Annotated in this window: 18 protein-coding genes; 8 read left to right on the top strand and 10 right to left on the bottom strand. The window is 39.3% G+C overall.

Annotated elements, in window-relative coordinates; translation table 11 throughout:
• Positions 1 to 41 precede the first annotated feature (41 nt).
• The 8 genes from hflD to BBP83_RS04870 all read right to left on the bottom strand — a co-directional run bounded on the left by hflD (position 42) and on the right by BBP83_RS04870 (position 6801).
• Complete coding sequence (hflD, locus tag BBP83_RS04905; RefSeq protein WP_068886295.1) at positions 42 to 773, bottom strand: high frequency lysogenization protein HflD; 732 nt, start codon at positions 771 to 773, stop codon at positions 42 to 44.
• A gap of 15 nt (positions 774 to 788) precedes the next feature.
• Positions 789 to 1922 carry a tRNA 2-thiouridine(34) synthase MnmA gene (gene mnmA, locus BBP83_RS04900; protein ID WP_068886759.1) on the bottom strand — a complete coding sequence of 378 codons (1134 nt, stop codon included), beginning with the start codon at positions 1920 to 1922 and terminating at the stop codon, positions 789 to 791.
• Between the two features lie 4 nt (positions 1923 to 1926).
• Entirely contained in the window at positions 1927 to 2412 is a 486-nt protein-coding gene (locus BBP83_RS04895; protein WP_068886294.1) for an NUDIX hydrolase, read from the bottom strand.
• Positions 2413 to 2678: 266 nt separating this feature from the next.
• The gene (gene ampC, locus BBP83_RS04890; protein ID WP_068886293.1) at positions 2679 to 3845 is read right to left on the bottom strand and encodes a class C beta-lactamase; all 1167 of its coding nucleotides are present in this window, start codon (positions 3843 to 3845) and stop codon (positions 2679 to 2681) included.
• Positions 3846 to 3956: 111 nt separating this feature from the next.
• On the bottom strand, positions 3957 to 4496 hold the full coding sequence (locus BBP83_RS04885; RefSeq protein ID WP_068886292.1) for a gamma carbonic anhydrase family protein: 540 nt from the start codon (positions 4494 to 4496) through the stop codon (positions 3957 to 3959).
• Positions 4497 to 4615: 119 nt separating this feature from the next.
• Complete coding sequence (dacC, locus tag BBP83_RS04880) at positions 4616 to 5764, bottom strand: D-alanyl-D-alanine carboxypeptidase PBP5/6 (protein ID WP_068886291.1); 1149 nt, start codon at positions 5762 to 5764, stop codon at positions 4616 to 4618.
• A 116-nt stretch (positions 5765 to 5880) separates the two neighbouring features.
• Positions 5881 to 6261 carry an MCR_0457 family protein gene (locus BBP83_RS04875; RefSeq protein ID WP_068886290.1) on the bottom strand — a complete coding sequence of 127 codons (381 nt, stop codon included), beginning with the start codon at positions 6259 to 6261 and terminating at the stop codon, positions 5881 to 5883.
• A 165-nt stretch (positions 6262 to 6426) separates the two neighbouring features.
• On the bottom strand, positions 6427 to 6801 hold the full coding sequence (locus tag BBP83_RS04870) for an MCR_0457 family protein (protein WP_068886289.1): 375 nt from the start codon (positions 6799 to 6801) through the stop codon (positions 6427 to 6429).
• Positions 6802 to 6911: 110 nt separating this feature from the next.
• Here BBP83_RS04870 and surE point away from each other — a divergent pair, with 110 nt between their 5' ends.
• The 3 genes from surE to BBP83_RS04855 all read left to right on the top strand — a co-directional run bounded on the left by surE (position 6912) and on the right by BBP83_RS04855 (position 9643).
• Complete coding sequence (surE, locus tag BBP83_RS04865; protein ID WP_068886288.1) at positions 6912 to 7688, top strand: 5'/3'-nucleotidase SurE; 777 nt, start codon at positions 6912 to 6914, stop codon at positions 7686 to 7688.
• A gap of 111 nt (positions 7689 to 7799) precedes the next feature.
• The gene (locus tag BBP83_RS04860; RefSeq protein WP_068886287.1) at positions 7800 to 8624 is read left to right on the top strand and encodes a peptidoglycan DD-metalloendopeptidase family protein; all 825 of its coding nucleotides are present in this window, start codon (positions 7800 to 7802) and stop codon (positions 8622 to 8624) included.
• An 89-nt stretch (positions 8625 to 8713) separates the two neighbouring features.
• Complete coding sequence (locus tag BBP83_RS04855) at positions 8714 to 9643, top strand: LysR family transcriptional regulator (RefSeq protein ID WP_068886286.1); 930 nt, start codon at positions 8714 to 8716, stop codon at positions 9641 to 9643.
• A gap of 70 nt (positions 9644 to 9713) precedes the next feature.
• Here the strand turns inward: BBP83_RS04855 and BBP83_RS04850 are convergent, their stop codons facing one another.
• Positions 9714 to 10925: an aspartate aminotransferase family protein gene (locus tag BBP83_RS04850; protein WP_068886285.1), complete on the bottom strand. Its 1212-nt coding sequence runs from the start codon at positions 10923 to 10925 to the stop codon at positions 9714 to 9716.
• A 200-nt stretch (positions 10926 to 11125) separates the two neighbouring features.
• On the opposite strand from BBP83_RS04850, the gene grxD reads away from it, so the two are divergent.
• Positions 11126 to 11467, top strand: a complete 342-nt coding sequence (grxD, locus tag BBP83_RS04845; RefSeq protein ID WP_068886284.1) for a Grx4 family monothiol glutaredoxin — start codon at positions 11126 to 11128, stop codon at positions 11465 to 11467.
• Between the two features lie 66 nt (positions 11468 to 11533).
• Here the strand turns inward: grxD and BBP83_RS04840 are convergent, their stop codons facing one another.
• Complete coding sequence (locus BBP83_RS04840; RefSeq protein WP_068886283.1) at positions 11534 to 14170, bottom strand: Lon protease family protein; 2637 nt, start codon at positions 14168 to 14170, stop codon at positions 11534 to 11536.
• A gap of 181 nt (positions 14171 to 14351) precedes the next feature.
• Here BBP83_RS04840 and BBP83_RS04835 point away from each other — a divergent pair, with 181 nt between their 5' ends.
• The 4 genes from BBP83_RS04835 (at position 14352) to rpmE (ending at position 18480) form a co-directional block, all read left to right on the top strand.
• A complete protein-coding gene (locus BBP83_RS04835; RefSeq protein ID WP_068886282.1) occupies positions 14352 to 16508 on the top strand; it encodes an AmpG family muropeptide MFS transporter in 2157 nt (718 codons plus the stop codon).
• Position 16509: 1 nt separating this feature from the next.
• Positions 16510 to 16911, top strand: a complete 402-nt coding sequence (gloA, locus tag BBP83_RS04830) for a lactoylglutathione lyase (RefSeq protein WP_068886281.1) — start codon at positions 16510 to 16512, stop codon at positions 16909 to 16911.
• 164 nt (positions 16912 to 17075) lie between these two features.
• Positions 17076 to 18056 carry a bile acid:sodium symporter family protein gene (locus BBP83_RS04825; RefSeq protein WP_068886280.1) on the top strand — a complete coding sequence of 327 codons (981 nt, stop codon included), beginning with the start codon at positions 17076 to 17078 and terminating at the stop codon, positions 18054 to 18056.
• Positions 18057 to 18252: 196 nt separating this feature from the next.
• On the top strand, positions 18253 to 18480 hold the full coding sequence (rpmE, locus tag BBP83_RS04820; RefSeq protein ID WP_068886279.1) for a 50S ribosomal protein L31: 228 nt from the start codon (positions 18253 to 18255) through the stop codon (positions 18478 to 18480).
• Positions 18481 to 18589 lie beyond the last annotated feature (109 nt).

The following is an 18589-nucleotide window of genomic DNA, read 5'->3' as shown; positions in this document are numbered from 1 at the left end:
TTTGGAATTAAACGTAAAGCGAAGAGCTCGTCTAGCATCAGTTAAATCACCTGATACTGTAAACGAGCCAGATCTTGAATATCTTTAAGTAGTTTGCGCTTACTGAAAATCATTCCCCATGAACTGCCACCCAGTTGACGCCATAAATGCGCCATTTGTAGGCCAGTAAAAAGGGAAGCGCGAATGCGGTTGGTGTGAGATGAATCTTTAAATGCTTCAGCATTACCACGAACCATAATTCGTGGATTAATTTGTCCTGCAGTTTCGACATACGTCTGTGCCAGACTAGCAATGACACTTGGATGTAGATAATTATGATCAAAAAATGAAAGTTGTTTTAATATTTTTTGTTGAGACTGTTCAATAATTTCAACAAATTTAGGATTGTTGTAGACTTTTTTTTCTAATTGGAGCAATGCCATCGCATAGCTCATCGGTAATTTTGTATTGGAAAGTTTAGGTAATCTAGACGTCGGAGAGGTATTAAACGGTTGGTTAATGCTACTTTCTAGTGTTTTGAGACCCAATGAAATATCAGCCAGTTGATGAAAAAAATCTAAGGTCTGGCAGTGACAAGTGCCACTGGGCCGAATATTTAAACTGGCTTTAATGAGTTGCTCTAAATAAAAGCTACCGCTTTCGCCTATATTCTGATGTCCTGCTAGTGCAGTCATATGCGTTAGTTGGGTAGCTTGAAAAACACCTGCTAACGCTAATGCACGATTTTGGCGAACATTCAGAGTCTGAGACTGTTGAAACGGTAACTCTGTCATGCCTAAACAATCCTTTTAAATAAAATCCGGTTTAGGTGCATTGGTATGATGGATCACACCACCGCCTAAACAAACTTCACCTGAGTAAAACACAACACTTTGTCCTGGGGTCACAGCACGTTGCTGTTCATCGAACTCGACACGGACACCATTTGGCATAGTTGTGTCTTTGTACAAAGTACAAGCCTGATCGGACTGACGGTAGCGAGTTTTTGCCGTGCAACGGAAACCTGTTTCAGGAATTTCCTGTTCGCCAGCAACCCAATCTACAGCTTCACTCCAAAGTATAGTACTTTGCATGAGGGGATGTTCATGTCCCTGACCAACAACCAAACGATTGCTTTCAATATCTTTATATAAGACAAACCAAGCGCCTTCTTCAGCACCTTTTAAACCGCCAATGCCAATGCCACCGCGCTGACCGAGCGTATAGTACATTAAGCCGTGGTGTTCACCAACCTCTTTACCATTGTCCAGAAGAATTTTTCCAGACTGTGCAGGCAAATATTGTTTTAAGAAATCATTAAAGCGACGTTCGCCAATAAAACAAATACCTGTAGAGTCTTTTTTCTTAGCTGTCGCTAAATCCAGTTCTTCTGCAATTTTACGCACCTGAGGCTTTTCAATTTCGCCGACAGGGAATAATGTTTTATTAATTTCACGACCATGCACGGCATGTAAGAAATAGGTTTGGTCTTTGTTCTGGTCTAAACCGCGTAACAAAGGGGCATATTCTTCACCACGTGAATTCGTTGCTGTTTCACCACGACGGCAATAATGACCCGTCGCAATAAAGTCTGCACCTAAATTTACAGCATGATCTAAAAATGCACGAAATTTAATTTCTTTATTACATAAAATATCTGGATTTGGAGTGCGACCCGCAGCATATTCAGCTAAGAAGTGCTCGAATACACGATCCCAATATTCCATGGCAAAGTTGGCTGTGTGTAGCTTAATACCAATTTTGTCGCAAACCGCTTGTGCATCGGCTAAGTCATCCATCGCCGTACAATATTCCGTACCATCATCTTCTTCCCAGTTTTTCATGAAAAGACCTTCAACTTGATATCCTTGTTGAAGAAGAAGTGCTGCAGAAACAGAAGAATCTACACCACCAGACATACCGACGATGACACGTTGTTGCATAGGATTAAGCATCCAAATTTGAAATTAAGGGAGAATTTTGGTGCTCATAAACGAGCGATAAAGGATGTTTTTGACCAGAAAGCGCATCTTGTACAGCTTTAATGACCAAGGGACTGCGTGCGCGGGCTGATTCTTGGAGTTCATCCAACGACATCCATTTTGGCCCGACAATGCCTTTGTCTAGTTCAGCTTCTGGAAAATATTCCAGTACATGGGCTAAAAAGCAAAATCTGAAATAGGTACGGTCTGGAAACATCGGCGGCGTATAAGTATAAATACCCAATAGGGCATCAATATCTACCGCATAGCCCGTTTCTTCCATGGTTTCACGAATGGCCGCTTGTATAATAGATTCACCACATTCAACATGACCCGCAGGCTGATTAAACACAGTGTGCGTAACACCTTCTGTATGTTCTTCTACAAACAGAAATTTTCCGTCTTTTTCAACGACAGTTGCGACAGTAACGTGGGCAGTCCAAGCGGTCATAAAAAAGCACCATGGGATAAAAAGGCTATTCTACAAAATTTAGGCGGGCATGGCTATGTTGAGAGAATATTTCTTTGGTTGTTTATTTAATGCAAGGTTAAGTTGTATAGATAAGAAGGCTGAATCAAAACTGATGAAACAGCATTCAAATGGTCAACACGAAACTGTCATCATCAACGAAGAACCATCCCAGTCAGGTTTTTACTGAAATGGTTCTGTATAAAATATGGATGTTCAGTGAATTTTATTATCTCATTTTAAAAAAATTACTGATTTTTTAAGCTATTAAAGACGTCATAGGTTGCTTTGATACGTTCCTGATTGGGGATTCTTTTATTCATCAACATCACCAATCCAAAGTTTTCTTCAGGAACAAAGAATACATAGCTCCCAAAGCCATTGGTAGAACCAGTTTTGTGAAAAACTTTAGATTTTTCCTGAACCGTATTTTTTACAACTGGATTTGATTGCATCACCACTTTTTCAGAATTGCTTTCTTGCAAAATTTCCAAAGTTGTCGGATACGAAAAAGTTTCCCAGCCCAGTGCTTGTGTCATGTTGCCAAGCTTAAAATAGCCTTTGTGTGTTTCAGAAATTGCTTTTTGAATATCTGAACCATTTTTTTCTATACTTAAATTGGCATTTAAGAACGTCAGCATATCTGGAAGGGAAGATTTGACACCATAGGCTTGCGCATCTAAGGCACCAGGGGTCACTCTAATCGGGTTGTTTTGCTGATCATAACCAAAAGCATAGTGTTTTATTTGTGCTTTGGGTACGTTGACATATGTATGTTTTAAATTGAGTTTTGGAAAAATGACTTGTTCTAAGAGTGAGGTAAAAGGAATTTGCATTGATCTTGCGGTTAATTCGCCAAACAGTCCAATACTTGGGTTTGAATATTGACGATACTGACCAATAGGGTTTTTGCTATGCCAATTTTGGAAATATTCTAAAATTTGCGTATCGGTTTTGACATGGTCTGGAAATTGTAAGGGTAAATTACCACTTGTATACGTGACTAGTTCTAATAAATTAACTTTGTCTATTTCTGAATTTTTTAGAGCAGGCCAATGTTGACTTGGATGGTCATCAAAAGAGAGTTTGCCTTGAGTTTTGGCGTAAGCTCCTGCAGTTGCAGTAAAAATTTTGCTGACAGAACCTAATTCAAAAAGCGTTCGGCTATCTACATGTTTATGATCAACCTGAGATTGGAGACCATAATATTGTTCATAAACTTTCCCTTTATAAATGACACCTATTGCCATTCCAGGCACGCCATACTTTGCCATAAGTGGCTGAAATGATTGATTAACGGCAGTTTCAATGTTTTTCTTATTTTGACTGATTTCATCTGCATTGGAATAGCTGCTTAATCCTATCGCCAATGTAACGATGCTAGTTTTAAATACGCTCTGAAATTTAAAAAACATTTCTGTTGCTTTCCTCAATCATGTAAACCGTTATTCTCTCATTTATTCACTATTTCTGCTTTAGTGAATACTTTTATCTTCAATTAACATGCTAATAATCATTGAATGAAATTAGTTCTGTTCTAAATAATTATTTGCCACTTTTACATAATGATGTGCCGAATAGGATAAAAACTCTTTTTCCTGATCGGTTAAAGGACGAATTCTCTGAACAGGACTTCCTACATATAAATAACCACTTTCCAAACGCTTACGCGGCGGTACAAGTGAACCTGCGCCAATCATCACATCATCTTCAATTATTGCATCATCTAAAACAATGGTGCTAATACCGACCAAGACTCGGTTGCCAATCGTACAGCCATGTAACTTAACATGATGACCAATGGTCACATCTTCACCAATGATCAGCGGTGAGCCTTCGGGTTTATCGGCTTTTTTATGGCTGACGTGCAACATCGTATGATCTTGTACATTCGAGTTTCGCCCAATTTTAATATGATTGACATCGCCACGAATCACGGCAAAAGGCCAAACGGACACATTTTCTGCCAAGGTCACTTCACCAATCACGACAGACAGATCATCGATATAGCACGTCGAATCAATTTTTGGATGATGTTCTAAATAAGGGCGAATATTCTTTTTCATGATGATCCATCTTAAAATTTAATAATCAGAGAAGTATAAAATAAAAAAGCACCCTAACCGAAGGTAGGATGCTTTGGTCTAAGTCAAAATAATCACTTAGAAAACCGATTTAAGAATGCTTAGAATAGGTTTGCAAAAAATTGTTTGATGTGATCAATCATTTTTGCAAAGAAACCAGCTTCTTCTACAGGTTTTAAGGCAACAAGTGGTTTTTCTGCAATGACTTTACCATTTAAGCTGGCAACGTATTTACCCACGACTTGACCTTGTTTTAACGGTGCTGTCAATTTTGGTTGAACAACCAATTGGGTTTTAATTGCGTTTGCTTCGCCTTTAGGCAATGTCACGTTAAAGTTTTCTGCTAGGCCAATTTGCACATCGCTTTCTTTGCCGTACCAAACTTTAGCTCTTGCAAGAACTTGCTTAGCGGGTTGAACTTGAGCCGTTTCAAAATTTGCATAACCCCAAGCTAAAATTTCACGTGTTTGAGATGCACGTTCGTTCATGCTTGGTGCGCCAAAAATTACGGAAATTAAACGTAATGGGCCACGTTTAGCAGACGTCGTTAAGCAATAACCGGCTTCATTGGTATGGCCAGTTTTTAAACCGTCTACACTTGGGTCTGTATAAAGTAGGGCATTACGGTTGCCTTGCTTAATCCCATTAAAACTAAATTCTTTTTCAGAATAGATCGGATAATATTTAGAACTGTCATGAATAATATGCTGAGCCAGTGTCGCCATATCTTTTGCAGTTGAATAATGACCTTCAGCAGGCATACCTGTTGCATTGATAAACTGGGTATTGGCCATACCAATACGTTTTGCTTCTTGGTTCATCATATGCACGAAGGTACCTTCGTTCCCAGCAATATGTTCAGCCATGGCTTTAGATGCATCATTACCCGATTGAATAATAATACCGCGCAACATTTCAAGTGCAGTCGCTGTTCCGTTTAAAGGCACATACATACATGATTCTGAGCTACTGCCACGACACCAAGCAGATTCGTTCATACGAACTTTTTCGTCTTCGGTTAACTCACCATTTAGAAGCTTCTGTTCAATGATGTAACTGGTCATCATTTTTGTCATAGAAGCAGGGGCTAATTTTTCATTTTCATTTTTCGAAGCAAGGATTTGCCCGGTTTCATAGTCCATCAGCACATAAGATTTATTATTCAATTCTGGAGGTGCAGATAAGACAGTTGCCGCGAATGAAAAAGATGGAGCGAGAATTAAGGCGGCAAGGGCTGTTTTTCGGGTCATTCTGGGTAGTTCCAATAACTTGTTATAGCGCAGAGAGCCTAGCATTTTAGGACAAAGCTAGGCGTACTTCTATGGGGGGATATGGCTTATTTTAAGAGTATTGTAACGAAGTGAAATTAATTTGCGTAAGTACTGAGCTCTTGGCAAATTTCTTTGTTTTTTTCGTTGCCCGCTTTTTGCGCATCAGACTGTGCTTCATTTAAAATAGGACGGAAACTTTTTTGTTGACCAAGCCTTTCTAAGGCTGTTACAGGGTTCTTTTCGTTGGGTAAATATTCTTTGGTCAATTTGGCATAACCTTGTGCAAACTTAGCCTGATCGCTGACTAAACTTGGACAAATATCAGATAACACATAAATTGCAGCCAATTCTTGTTGGGTCACTTGAGGTGTTGGTGTAACTTCAATTTTTTCATCTGCTGCATAAACTGAATGCGTCATCAATGTAAAAACCGAAAAAGAGAGGATGCTTATAGCTTTAACAACAGAATTTTTCATTCAACATCACCTGAATTATTTAATAAAAAGAAGAATGAGTGTTAGATTAAAAACTATTAAGAACAATTAAAAGAGAAAGTTTGTATTGAAGCTGTTGAAAAATGAAAGAATTGTGAAATAAAAAAAGGATAACGCTCCAAAACATTATCCTTTTATATCATTAAATTATGCTTGATAATTTAAAACATCATTACAAACAGACTGTTGTTCATCTTTAGGGGTTTCTTTAGCGACCTGACGTGCTTCATCTAAAAGTAACTTATATTCGCTATCTGATTGGATTTTTTCATAAGTCATCGATTTATCTGCATAATCCGCTAAATAGCTCTGGACTAATGTTTTGATATTTGCATCAAATTTTGCATTCTTACCGATGGTTGCAGGGCACATTTCAGCCATAATTTGTGCTGAAGCAATATCTTCTTTCACAATGGTATTTATTTCAACGGGTGTGAGGTCTTCATTTGCCATAATTGCGGGAGAAAAAAGCATAGCAAAACTTAAACCCAATACGCCTCGAAATGATATAGTTTTAGTCATTTTAAAATCACATATTTTTGATAAATGTTGAGCTGTAAATATATAGAATTCTTAATATATTTCAATTAAATATTCTTATCAGTCATTTTTGTATAAGTGTAGGTTTTTGCGTGAATATTTTAATTGCGAACGATGATGGTATTTTTGCTCCAGGTATTCAAGCCTTAGCACAGGCTTTACGCCCTTTGGGGCGTGTTGTTGTGGTTGCCCCTGAAGCCGAGCGTAGTGGTTTTTCTAGTGCGTTAACTTTAGACCGACCATTAAGACCGATTCAAATTGCCCCAGATATGTGGGCAGTAAATGGTACACCAGCAGATTGTGTTTATTTGTCTATGAATGGGTTATTCAATTTTGAATTTGATTTGGTGGTGAGTGGCATTAATAATGGCGCAAATTTGGGGGATGACGTACTTTATTCAGGCACAGTCGGTGCTGCTTTTGAAGGACGTTTAATGAAGCAACCTGCCATTGCAGTTTCACTGGCAGGGCCAAATGTACGTTCTTATGAAACACCTGAAGACTTTGCAGTAGCGGCGCAATGGGTACATGATTTTATTGTACAAGGCTTGCCAGTATTGCCACCTCGTCACATTTTAAATGTGAATATTCCAGATGTTACAGAATTGAAAGGGGCAAAAATTACCTATCAGGGAAGACGAAACCAATCTAAACCAATTAGTAGCCATGTCGACCCAAGAGGTCGTCAAGTGTATTGGATTGGCTTATCGGGTGAAGCAGTCGCTGATCCTAAAAAAGGCTTAACAGATATAGAGTCAGACTTTTTCGCTGTTGCCAATGGTTATGTTAGTGTAACGCCCATTCAAATGGATGCGACAAATTACGCTATTTTGAACAACTTACATGCGCAATTTTCTAAAAATGGTTAAGTAGTGTTATAACTTTGTGAAAATGCTAAATGCATAGCTTTTTTTAGACTATTTTTTGCTAATCTTAGCGCAATTATACGCATCATATTATTCGTGTTAGAGAGGAAAATAATGTCCCTGGTGTCACAGTATCGCTTAGTTGCAACTCCAGCAGGTTTTTTAAAGTCACTTCTATTTACCGTGGCGACTGTTTCGACCGTTATTTTGAGTGGTTGTGCATCTAAACCGCAAATTAATAATGCAACACGTTATGCGGTTGCACCTGACTTTTATACAGTGCGCTCAGGGGATACCTTAAGTGGAATTGCAGGCCGTTATGGCTTAAGTTATACCAGTGTTGCTGAAATGAATGACATTGCGTCGCCGTACCGTATTTATGTGGGGCAGTCTATTCGCTTAAAGAACTCTGGGGCTCGTCGTGCTACGTCTACACAGGCGATGGCGCAAACAGCACCTATTCAGCGTCAAACAGTACCTTTACCACAAAATACGGTTCCAGTCGCACCTTCAGTTTCCTCACAAGTTAAAACAGTACCGGCTACACCTATTATTTCTGCACAATCATCTTCATTACGTTGGGCTAAACCATCTAATGGCCCTGTGATTGGAACTTTTAATTTGGCTTCCAATATAAAAGGTACCCGTTATGGTGGCAAAATAGGTGACCCCGTTGTTGCAGCTGCCGATGGCCAAGTGGTCTATGCTGCGGACGGTTTAAAAGAATATGGCAATCTTATTTTATTGAAACATATAAATGGTTACATCACAGCTTATGCACACAATAGTAAAATGAATGTGAAAAGTGGCGATAATGTGAAGGCTGGGCAGCAAATTTCTGAGATGGGTTCATCAGGTACAACTCAGACTATGCTTGAGTTTCAAGTACGTTTAGATGGTAAGCCAATTAATCCGATGACCGTTTTACCAAACAATTAAATATATAATGCAAAACATTAATTTCACCGTATAATACAATGAGTTGCTTTTATTGAATTAGAGCACCTCATAAGTTTAGAGGGAAATTTATGTTAGATCAACTTCGGGCAATGGGCGTCTTCGCTTGCGTTGTGGAAAAGAACTCATTTAGCGGTGCGGCACGAGAGTTGGGAATAACCACCAGTGCTGTCAGCCAGCAAATCCGTTCTCTAGAGCAGGGAATGGACGCGGTATTACTTCATCGTTCTACCCGAAAGCTCAGTTTAACCGAAGCAGGACAGGCTTTTTTCCATAGTTGCCAAGAGATGATTTCTGCCGCTGAACGTGGCAAAATTCGCATTAATCAATTGCGTGACGATTTAATCGGTGATTTACGAATTGCCTCTACACCTGAATTGTGTGCGAACCATATTATTCCTGCGTTATCGCATTGGATGTCTGCTCATCGTGGGCTTGCAGTGCATTTGGAAGCAGATAATCAGTATATTGATTTGATTGATGGTCGCATTGATATTGCACTACGTATGAGTGCTCATATTGATGAGCAAAATATATATGCTGTTCCACTTGCGCATGTCGATCAAGTCCTTGTTGCAACGCCAAGTTTTATTAATCAATCCGCTTTAATTTCACGTCCTCAAGATCTGGTCAATCATGATTTATTGGCCATGAGTATTATGAAAAATTATCAACAGTTTGCCTTTCAACATGTAAAAACAGGTGAAGTGGCGAATGTTGAAATGAAGTCAAGATTATCTACAAATAATATTTTGGTGGCTAAATCCTTGTGTTTACAGGGACATGGTATTGCTCGAGTTTTATATTTAGATGTTCAAAAAGATTTAATGAATGGTTCACTGGTCGAAGTTTTACCTGAGTGGAAGTTGCCGAAATTTACACTGTATGCAGTCATGTTAAAACGTGAACAGCAACCAACCAAAATTCATCGTTGTGTCGATGCTTTGAAGCAGTATTTCAGCCAATTGCCTGGCGGTCGTATTTATCAAGACGCATCTTAAAATCAAAGTCGAGATCTAAAAAAAGCCACAATTGTGGCTTTTTTTAGATCTCATATTTACAGTGTTAAAATTACGCTAAAAAGTTTTTGACCATTTTCACAATACGCGTAATGAGTTGATCGGCTTGCTCTTTATTAATATTAAGTACTGGAAGTAAGCGGATTACAGAACCTGCTGTGACATTAATAATAAGATGATAGTCGTCACGTGCGACATTCACTAAGTCGCCACAGGCTTTAGGTAATTCAATACCAATCATCAAACCAAAACCGCGAACAATCACATTTTGATCTGCAAGTTGGGTTCTAAATTGCTCAACAATGTATGCACCCATTTGTGAAGCATTGTCGACTAAATTTTCTTTTTGAATGGTATCAATAACCGTATAAACCACACGTGAACCAAGAGGTGAACCACTATAGGTAGAACCATGATTGCCTGCAGTCAGTACACCCACGCCACGACCTTGAGTCATGACAGCACCAATTGGAAAGCCATTACCCAAGCCTTTAGCCGTAGTCAATACATCTGGAACAATGCTGGTGTGTTGGTAAGCAAAATACTGACCTGTACGACCGTTACCTGTTTGAACTTCGTCTAACATCATCAACCAATTGTGTTGGTTGCAAATGTGACGAATTTCTTCAAGATAACTAAAGCCTTGAGGTGCAGTATTGACACCACCTTCACCTTGAATAGGTTCAACTAAAATAGCCACAATATCTGGGTGATTGATGGCTGCTTCTGTAATGGCATCAATATCACCAAATGGAACACGAATAAAACCTTCGACTAAAGGTGCAAAGCCTTCTTGGACTTTCTTGTTACCTGTTGCAGACAATGTCGCTAATGTACGACCATGAAAAGAATGATCTGCTACGATAATTTTCGGCTGAGCAATACCCTGCATATAACCAAATTTACGGGCAATTTTAATTGCGCCTTCATTCGCTTCTGCACCACTATTCGAGAAGAAAATTTCTTCCATACCTGCCACTTCAGCAAGTTTTTGTGCAGCGGCAGTTTGCCATGGCACTTCAAAAATATTGCTGGTATGAATTAAAGTTGCAGCTTGATCAGCAATCGCTTCGGTTACAGCAGGGTGAGAATGGCCTAAACCACACACTGCAATGCCTGTCAGCGCATCAAAATATTCAGTGCCATCTTCTGTGTAAAGATAAGAACCTTGTCCTCGGACAAAGCTGATCGGTTGGCGGCCAAATACCGGCATCAAATGTGATGATTGATCAGTTTGCACAGGCGCAAGGGTAATGTTATTCATGACTAACTCTTATCTATTCGGTGAATTGAAATAAAGCGATGATGACACCATATAAAGACATGGGCCAAGATGTTCTATATAAGCAAAATCTATCTGGGATTTAAAGCCCGATTGTAAATAAAATTGGATTTATTGCTTTAACCATACTGTTTTGTTCAGTTTTGGGTATAATGCGATGCAGATTTATTGAGGATATATCAATGACTGAACAAGCTCGTGATACAGAAGCGTTAATTCGCGACCAAATTGCTAAACATGCAGTTCTGCTTTATATGAAAGGCACTCCACAATTCCCGCAATGTGGTTTCTCTGCACGCGCAGTTGAAGCACTCAGTCAAATTGGCCGTCCATTTGCATATGTAAATATTTTGGAAAATCAAGATATTCGCGCGATTTTACCGCAAATTGCAAACTGGCCAACTTTTCCGCAATTATGGATTAACGGCGAGTTAATTGGCGGAAGCGACATTATGCTTGATATGTTCCAAAAAGGTGAGTTAAAGCCCTTGGTTGAACAATACAGCCCAGCTCCTGAAGCTTAATTCAGAACAAATATAAAAAAAGCACCTAAATCAGGTGCTTTTTTTATGAATGAATACCTGATGGAATCAATTTTGGGCAGATTGTTCAGCTTGCAAAGCTTCAGCGACATTATTTGCAAGTTCAAGCGCGACTTTTTCAGCTTTGGCCTTTTTTTTGGCTTTCTTCTTCTTTTTACTTTTTTTCTTCGGCACTTCTTCCAATCTTGCACCATCCTCAATGGCTTGCCAGTATTCTAATTGCGCCATCACGGCTGCAAAGATCGAGTTTTTAGTGTAACGGCCTTTTTTGTCTAAAATACCGACTGGACGTGCCATCAAAATCTCTAAAGCCTGATCAATGGTATCAATGGCATGAATATGGAATTGACCATTTTTTACCGCTTCAATCACGTCTTTACGTAACATCAGATGTTGCATGTTTTGACGCGGAATAATCACACCTTGTTTATGGGTTAAACCTTGTAGCTTACATGCATCAAAGAAGCCTTCAATTTTAGCATTTACGCCACCAATGGGTTGGACTTGCCCCAGTTGGTTCATAGAACCTGTAATGGCCCATGACTGGTCAATGGGTAGTTGGCTAATGGCAGAAATTAAAGCAGATAGTTCAGCTACAGTTGCACTGTCGCCATCGACTTGACCATAGCTTTGTTCAAAGGCAAGAGCGGCTGAGAAGTGTAAAATTTGCTCGCGACCAAAATGGGCTTTAAGGAAACTGGACATCAGCAGGACACCTTTGGCATGTAAAGAGCCACCCAGTTCCACACTGCGTTCAATATCTAAAATATCGCCACCACCTTGATAAACCGAAGCCGTTAAGCGTGAGGGCAGACCAAACTCTACATCTGCATAATGAATCACAGAAAGCGCGTTAATTTGACCTAAACGATGACCTTTGGTTTCAATCAGTTGGGTGCCACGAGACAAATCTTGCCAATACAGTTCACGTAAATAACCCAGACGATATTTACGGTGATCTAAAGCCATATTGATATGTTGTTCAGTCACCATTTTGTCGTTGGCTTGTGCGGCGTGATGATGTGCCTCACGAATTAAATCACCTAAAGTTAAGGCATGTAATGACAATGAACTTTGATCTTCAGCTTGACGGCTGGAGTCAGTGAGTAAAGCCGCCAGTGCAGAGCGATCAAACGGCAATAATTTATCTGTTTGCACATAGTCTGCAATCAGTTGCATATAGGCTTGTTCATTATTGTCATTACGTTGTAATGTGTCGGTAAAATCGGCACGGATTTTAAATACACTACCAAGCTCTGGCTCAAGCTCTAAAATATCATAATAAATTTCAGGTTCGGCTAAAAGAATAACCTTAATATTTAGTGGGATAGGTGCTGGTTCAATAGAGATGCTACCTGTGAGTGTCAGCATGTGTTCTAGTGATGAGAGTTTTAATTGCCCAGATTTTAAAGCCCGTTTCAGACCTTGCCATGCATAAGGTTGTTCAAGCAACTGTTCAGCTTCAAGTAAAAGGAACCCACCATTGGCTTTATGCAATGCACCAGGGCGAATTAAGGTGAAGTCTGTGGTAATGGTGCCATTTTGAGTAAGTTGTTCGACATGACCCAACAGGTTGTAATGTGTTGGGAAGTCGTCAAATACAACGGGCGCACCTGAATTGGGTTTATAGCTCACAATAATATTGGCTTGATAACGAGCAGGCACACGACTGAATACGCCGGGTGTGAAATCATCTTCTTCTTGTTCTAAGACAATTTCGACATTATTAATAATATCGTCAGCGTAGTATTTTAAATATTCTTCCAAACCCTCAACATCACCAAATTTATTCAGAATAAGGTCAATACGTGGCATTACGACTTGTTTGGCAATATCACGGTTTAGCGCTTGAACTCGATCACGTGCATCATCTTCTAAATCACCTAAATGCAAACCCAAACGTTCCAACTTTTTGTTCATTAATCGGATGTTTGTGGCAATGGTAGAACGTTCTTTGCTATTTAGTGCATTGATGTCTTCTTTAGACATTTCCTGCATTTCGTTGTCAAGTAAATGAACTGGCACAAAGCAATGTTCATCATCTTGCGAAATAAGTCTAAGATCGAGCGTTTCACCTTCTCTATTTAGCTCAATCAGTGCTTGATGCTGTACATCACCGGTTTGCTGACGAATCATTTCAACACGGTTATGGTAAGTTTCGGCGGTAAAACGGCGTTCTAGTTGTTTTAAAATAATTTGCCATGTTTGATGCAGGGTGGCTTGGAACTTCGGTGCTTGTCCTGCAGGAAGTTGTAGCGCAACAGGCTGGCGCGAATGCTTAAAATTATTGACATAAACCCAGTCATTTGGCGTTTGCATATTTTTGGCATGCTGTTGAAGTAAGCGCTTAATCATGGTGCGCTTACCCAAGCCTGCCGTACCGACAGCAAAAATGTTATAGCCTGAATAAGGAAGGGAAATGCCTGCTTCTACAGAAGCACGTGCACGGTCTTGACCTAAAAAGTCATTTAGGGGCTTAATCCGTTTTGTAGATGTCGGAATTTTTTTGAGGTCAGTACTATGTGTGAGTTGCTCAGCACTCAGTTTGGTTTTACTTAATGTTGTTTGAATTTCAGGTTGATCGAATACGCTATGTAGTGTGGTTAGAAGCTTTTGGGCGCTTTGTTCGGATGTGGATGTATTGGTAGGTAATGAAGACTGTATATTGTCGAGTTTTTGGGGCACAGGTTAAATCCAAAACAAATTAATGACGGCAGGATTTAAAGGTATACTGGATTCTGTAAAAAGATCAAGCTAGCGCTATGATTTAATCGATAAAATAAAAGAATGATTTCATAAATGTTGTTGAAACAAATACGATTAAGCGTTTGAATAGCAACAATCGTTTTTAGACAAAAATAATGTGATGACAACACAAACTTCCGGATGGAAATCGGCTTTTACCGCATTTTTAGATCGTCGCGCCTTAATTATGCTGTTTCTGGGTTTTTCAGCAGGTATTCCTATTCTGTTGATTTTTTCCAGTTTATCTCTTTGGTTAGGTGAAGCAGGAATTGATAAAAGCGCCGTGACTTTTTTTAGTTGGGCCGCATTGGGTTACTCGTTTAAATTTGTTTGGGCGCCCTTAATTGATGAATTACCCGTTCCATTTTTAACTAAATTGTTGGGCCGACGAAGAGCATGGTTGCTCATTGCACAATGTCTGATTATTTGTGCTATTTGTATTATGGCATTTTCAGATCCATCTTTAGGTCAAAGCTATCTTTATCAAATGGCAGTTGGTGCAGTGCTGTTAGGTTTTTCGGCAGCCACACAAGATATTGTCATAGATGCTTATCGAATTGAATTGGCAGAAACTGAATTACAGACGGTGTTAGCCTCTACTTATAATGCAGGTTACCGTATTGGAATGATTGTTGCGGGTGCGGGTGCATTATTTTTAGCAGCATATTTAGGTACAGCCAAAGGCAATTATATCTATGAAGCATGGAGAACCACTTACTTAGCGATGGCGGGTGTTATGTCGGTGGGAATTATCACCACGTTAATTATCCGAGAGCCACAAGTAGAGCGTGTCCATAAGGACTATAAACGCATCGATTATTATCGACTTGTGGCTGTGTTTTTTGTTGCAGTCATCAGTTTTGTTGTGACTTATATTTTTTCAGGTCATGCTGTTGAGGCATTGAAAGCTCAACTTCATATTAAAGATTCGCTTTTATTATTTTGTTTTGAAGCCGTACGTTTTATTGGTTCGGGAGCTGTAGCTTTAGCCGTAGGATCACTCTTGGTAAAAATGGGAGCAGTCAACCAGCAAATGGCCTATGAAACATGGGTCAATCCTATTGCAGACTTCTTTAAGCGGTATGGAATGAAGTTGGCTTTGGTGTTGTTGTTATTGATTGGTTTTTATCGAATTTCTGACATTATTGCAGGGGTGATCTCTAACGTTTTTTATCAAGACCTTAACTTTAGTAAAGAACAAATTGCAGAAGCAGTTAAAGTTTATGGGGTGATTTTTAGCTTAGTGGGGGGCTTTTTAGGAGGCTTGCTTGCACAGCGTATGAATATCATGAAATTGATGTTTGTGGGGGCCGTTTTGGCCAGTTCGACCAATCTTATTTTTATTGGTTTGGTTAAATCTGGTCAGCCATTAAATGATGTAACTGTCATCGCTGGTGGACAGACTTATACAGTGCAATCCGATGAGACGGGCGCGTGGAAACTGAAAGTACCTGTTGAAAGCTTAAAATTGGCACAACAAATTCAGGTTGAAGCCAGTTATTTGAATGATGATAGCGCCCCGACGACCGTTGCAATGCCGTATCTAAATGGTGCAGATGCAACACAATTATTGTTATTACCAGTGACTGCGGACAACTTAATTAATGCCAATGAAAGTCAAAATAGTGTGGTCGTTCGTGGCCAGTTTGCACAAGCATTGAATGAAAATCAAAAGATTCAAGTGACTTTAGATGGCAAACCATTTGAAGCGAAATTGGATAAAGATGGTATTTTTAGCGTAGCAATTTCAGGTGATGCATTAGCACAGTCTCCAAGTCAATCAATCACTGCACAATTACTTGAAGGCAATAAAATTCAGAGCAGTGTAGAGCATCGGTATAAGGTCAATACTGTAGCCAATAGGGCCGGTACACTAGACATTGATATTCAGCCAATGAATTTGGCAATTACCGATGATCAAGGGCAAGTTGAACTAAAAGGCAAGGTGATTAAATCTTATAGTTCGTTGTGGTTATATTTTGCAATTATTATTGATAATTTAGCTTCAGGCTTAGCAGGCGCTGCTTTTATTGCGTTTTTGTCTAGTTTAACCAGTGTGTCATTTACGGCTGTTCAATACGCAATTTTCAGTTCTTTAATGACGCTTACCCCTAAGATTTTGGGTGGCTATTCAGGTACAATAGTCAGCAATATTGGTTATCCAAAATTCTTCCTGATGACTACTTTAATTGGTATTCCCATTTTATTTTTAGTGGTTTGGGTCGGAAGATTATTGCGTGACCATAACAATGCACAATTGAATCGAAAAGGTGAATAATATGCGCATGCTTCATACCATGTTACGTGTAGGCAATTTAGAACGTTCTTTGCAGTTCTATACTGAAGTGCTCGGTATGACTTTACTTCGTCAGCGTGATTATGAAGAAGGTCGCTTTACTTTAGCATTTGTGGGTTATGGTGATGAAGAACATCATACTGTGTTAGAGCTCACCCATAATTGGGATACAGCTAGTTATGAACAAGGCAATGCTTATGGTCATATTGCAATTGGTGTAGATAATGCCTACCAAGCATGTGATGACATTAAAGCGCGTGGTGGCAATGTAATACGCGAAGCTGGCCCAATGAAAGGCGGTACAACAGTGATTGCTTTTGTTGAAGATCCTGATGGTTATAAAATTGAACTGATTCAGCAAGACGAACATGCACGTAATAATTGAGTATGAATAAAGCCATAGTTTAGAAAAATGTTGAACATTAAACTAGAAAATTAGCTTTATTGATGAGACCCAGTAAGATAAAACTTACCAATAGGTAAAATAATCGTACTGGGTTTTTTCATGGTTAAGTTTTTATACTTTTTAATAAATTACAGGATGTAAATATGTTAAAAATGCTGGCGCTGGACAGGTTCACAGTGCTTTTATTTGTTATGGTAATTTTAGCGAGTTTTTTCCCTGTTTATGGAAAATCAGCTGACATTTTTGGTGTCATTACAACGGCTGCAATTGCTATTTTATTTTTCTTACATGGCGCAAAGCTTTCACGAGAAGCGGTCATTGAAGGGATAATGCACTGGAAAATGCATGCTTTGGTGTTTACATTCACCTTCGCTTTATTTCCAGTGTTAGGTTTACTTGCGAAGCCTATACTTGTGCCGATGTTAGGCCAAGAGTTGTATTGGGGTTTTCTATTTATGTGCTTTTTGCCGTCTACGGTGCAATCTTCAATTGCATTTACATCGGTGGCACAAGGGAATGTTGCAGGCGCAATTTGTAGTGCATCATTTTCCAATTTGATTGGTATGTTTATTACGCCTGTTTTAGTCAGTTTTTTTATTTTAGGCCAGTCAGATCATGGCTTTGATCCAACAGCTTCTATTATTCAAATTACCTTGTTATTGCTGATTCCTTTTATTTTGGGTCAAATACTTCGCCCATATGTCCTACCGTATATGCAAAAAATGCCCAGTATTGTAAAAGCGTTTGATCAAGGCTCAATTTTGATGGTGGTGTATGGTGCATTTAGCAGTGCAGTGGTTGCAGGACTGTGGCATCAGGTGAGTGGGAAAACCCTGATTTTATTAATTATAGTGTGTTCAGTATTGCTGACCCTTATTATGTTATTGACCCTGTATATTCCACGTTGGATGGGCTTTAATCGGGCTGATCAAAAAGCAATTTTCTTTTGTGGTTCCAAGAAAACCTTGGCCAGTGGTGTACCAATGGCACAGATTTTATTTATTGGTCAGCCTTTAGGCATGATTGTGTTGCCCATCATGATTTTTCACCAAATACAGTTAATGGTTTGTGGCGTAATTGCAAATTATTGGGCTAAACAGTCTGCGGGTGCAGACCAAGAATAATTCGCTTTATATGGATTTATTTCGTATAATAGCGTCCACTTGTTGTGCTTAGCCCTGACGGTATCCGTTTCGGTGGGCCAAGAGAATGGTCTGTTATGGTGTTGATCTGCTGTTTTACCACAGCACGTCCTCCTTAGGGGAGAGTGATCAATTGCGATGACAGCTAAACCTTCTTACTTTTATGGAGTCATCGACGATGCGCGCCGATATTCACCCAAAATACGAAAAATTAGTTGCTACATGTTCATGCGGTAACGTAATCGAAACTCGTTCAGCTACTGGTAAAGAAACTCTTTACTTAGACGTATGTTCAGCTTGCCACCCATTCTACACTGGTAAGCAAAAGAACGTTGACACTGGCGGTCGTATCGACAAGTTCAAACAACGTTTTTCTGGTATGTCACGTTCAATCAAACGCGATTAATACTCAGAATAAAAAAAACGGGCTTTATGCCCGTTTTTTTTATTCCTCTATTTTAAGGTTTAAAGATGTTTTTAATCGATGAGACCTTAAAGTAGAGAGGAAGTGCGCA

This window comes from Acinetobacter celticus (assembly GCF_001707755.1).
Taxonomy (GTDB): Bacteria; Pseudomonadota; Gammaproteobacteria; order Pseudomonadales; family Moraxellaceae; genus Acinetobacter; species Acinetobacter celticus.
Note: the sequence above shows the minus strand (reverse complement) of the source record. Positions and strands in the feature narration are given on the sequence as shown.

Excerpts from the sequence above, each read along its gene's own strand:
- ampC (WP_068886293.1), bottom strand. The coding sequence starts at position 3,845 with ATGTTTTTTAAATTTCAGAGCGTATTTAAAACTAGCATCGTTACATTG.
- hflD (WP_068886295.1), bottom strand. The coding sequence starts at position 773 with ATGACAGAGTTACCGTTTCAACAGTCTCAGACTCTGAATGTTCGCCAA.
- BBP83_RS04855 (WP_068886286.1), top strand. The coding sequence starts at position 8,714 with ATGTTAGATCAACTTCGGGCAATGGGCGTCTTCGCTTGCGTTGTGGAA.
- BBP83_RS04870 (WP_068886289.1), bottom strand. The coding sequence starts at position 6,801 with ATGACTAAAACTATATCATTTCGAGGCGTATTGGGTTTAAGTTTTGCT.
- BBP83_RS04895 (WP_068886294.1), bottom strand. The coding sequence starts at position 2,412 with ATGACCGCTTGGACTGCCCACGTTACTGTCGCAACTGTCGTTGAAAAA.
- gloA (WP_068886281.1), top strand. The coding sequence starts at position 16,510 with ATGCGCATGCTTCATACCATGTTACGTGTAGGCAATTTAGAACGTTCT.
- rpmE (WP_068886279.1), top strand. The coding sequence starts at position 18,253 with ATGCGCGCCGATATTCACCCAAAATACGAAAAATTAGTTGCTACATGT.
- BBP83_RS04885 (WP_068886292.1), bottom strand. The coding sequence starts at position 4,496 with ATGAAAAAGAATATTCGCCCTTATTTAGAACATCATCCAAAAATTGAT.
- BBP83_RS04835 (WP_068886282.1), top strand. The coding sequence starts at position 14,352 with ATGACAACACAAACTTCCGGATGGAAATCGGCTTTTACCGCATTTTTA.
- BBP83_RS04860 (WP_068886287.1), top strand. The coding sequence starts at position 7,800 with ATGTCCCTGGTGTCACAGTATCGCTTAGTTGCAACTCCAGCAGGTTTT.
- BBP83_RS04850 (WP_068886285.1), bottom strand. The coding sequence starts at position 10,925 with ATGAATAACATTACCCTTGCGCCTGTGCAAACTGATCAATCATCACAT.
- mnmA (WP_068886759.1), bottom strand. The coding sequence starts at position 1,922 with ATGCAACAACGTGTCATCGTCGGTATGTCTGGTGGTGTAGATTCTTCT.
- BBP83_RS04825 (WP_068886280.1), top strand. The coding sequence starts at position 17,076 with ATGTTAAAAATGCTGGCGCTGGACAGGTTCACAGTGCTTTTATTTGTT.
- dacC (WP_068886291.1), bottom strand. The coding sequence starts at position 5,764 with ATGACCCGAAAAACAGCCCTTGCCGCCTTAATTCTCGCTCCATCTTTT.
- BBP83_RS04875 (WP_068886290.1), bottom strand. The coding sequence starts at position 6,261 with ATGAAAAATTCTGTTGTTAAAGCTATAAGCATCCTCTCTTTTTCGGTT.
- grxD (WP_068886284.1), top strand. The coding sequence starts at position 11,126 with ATGACTGAACAAGCTCGTGATACAGAAGCGTTAATTCGCGACCAAATT.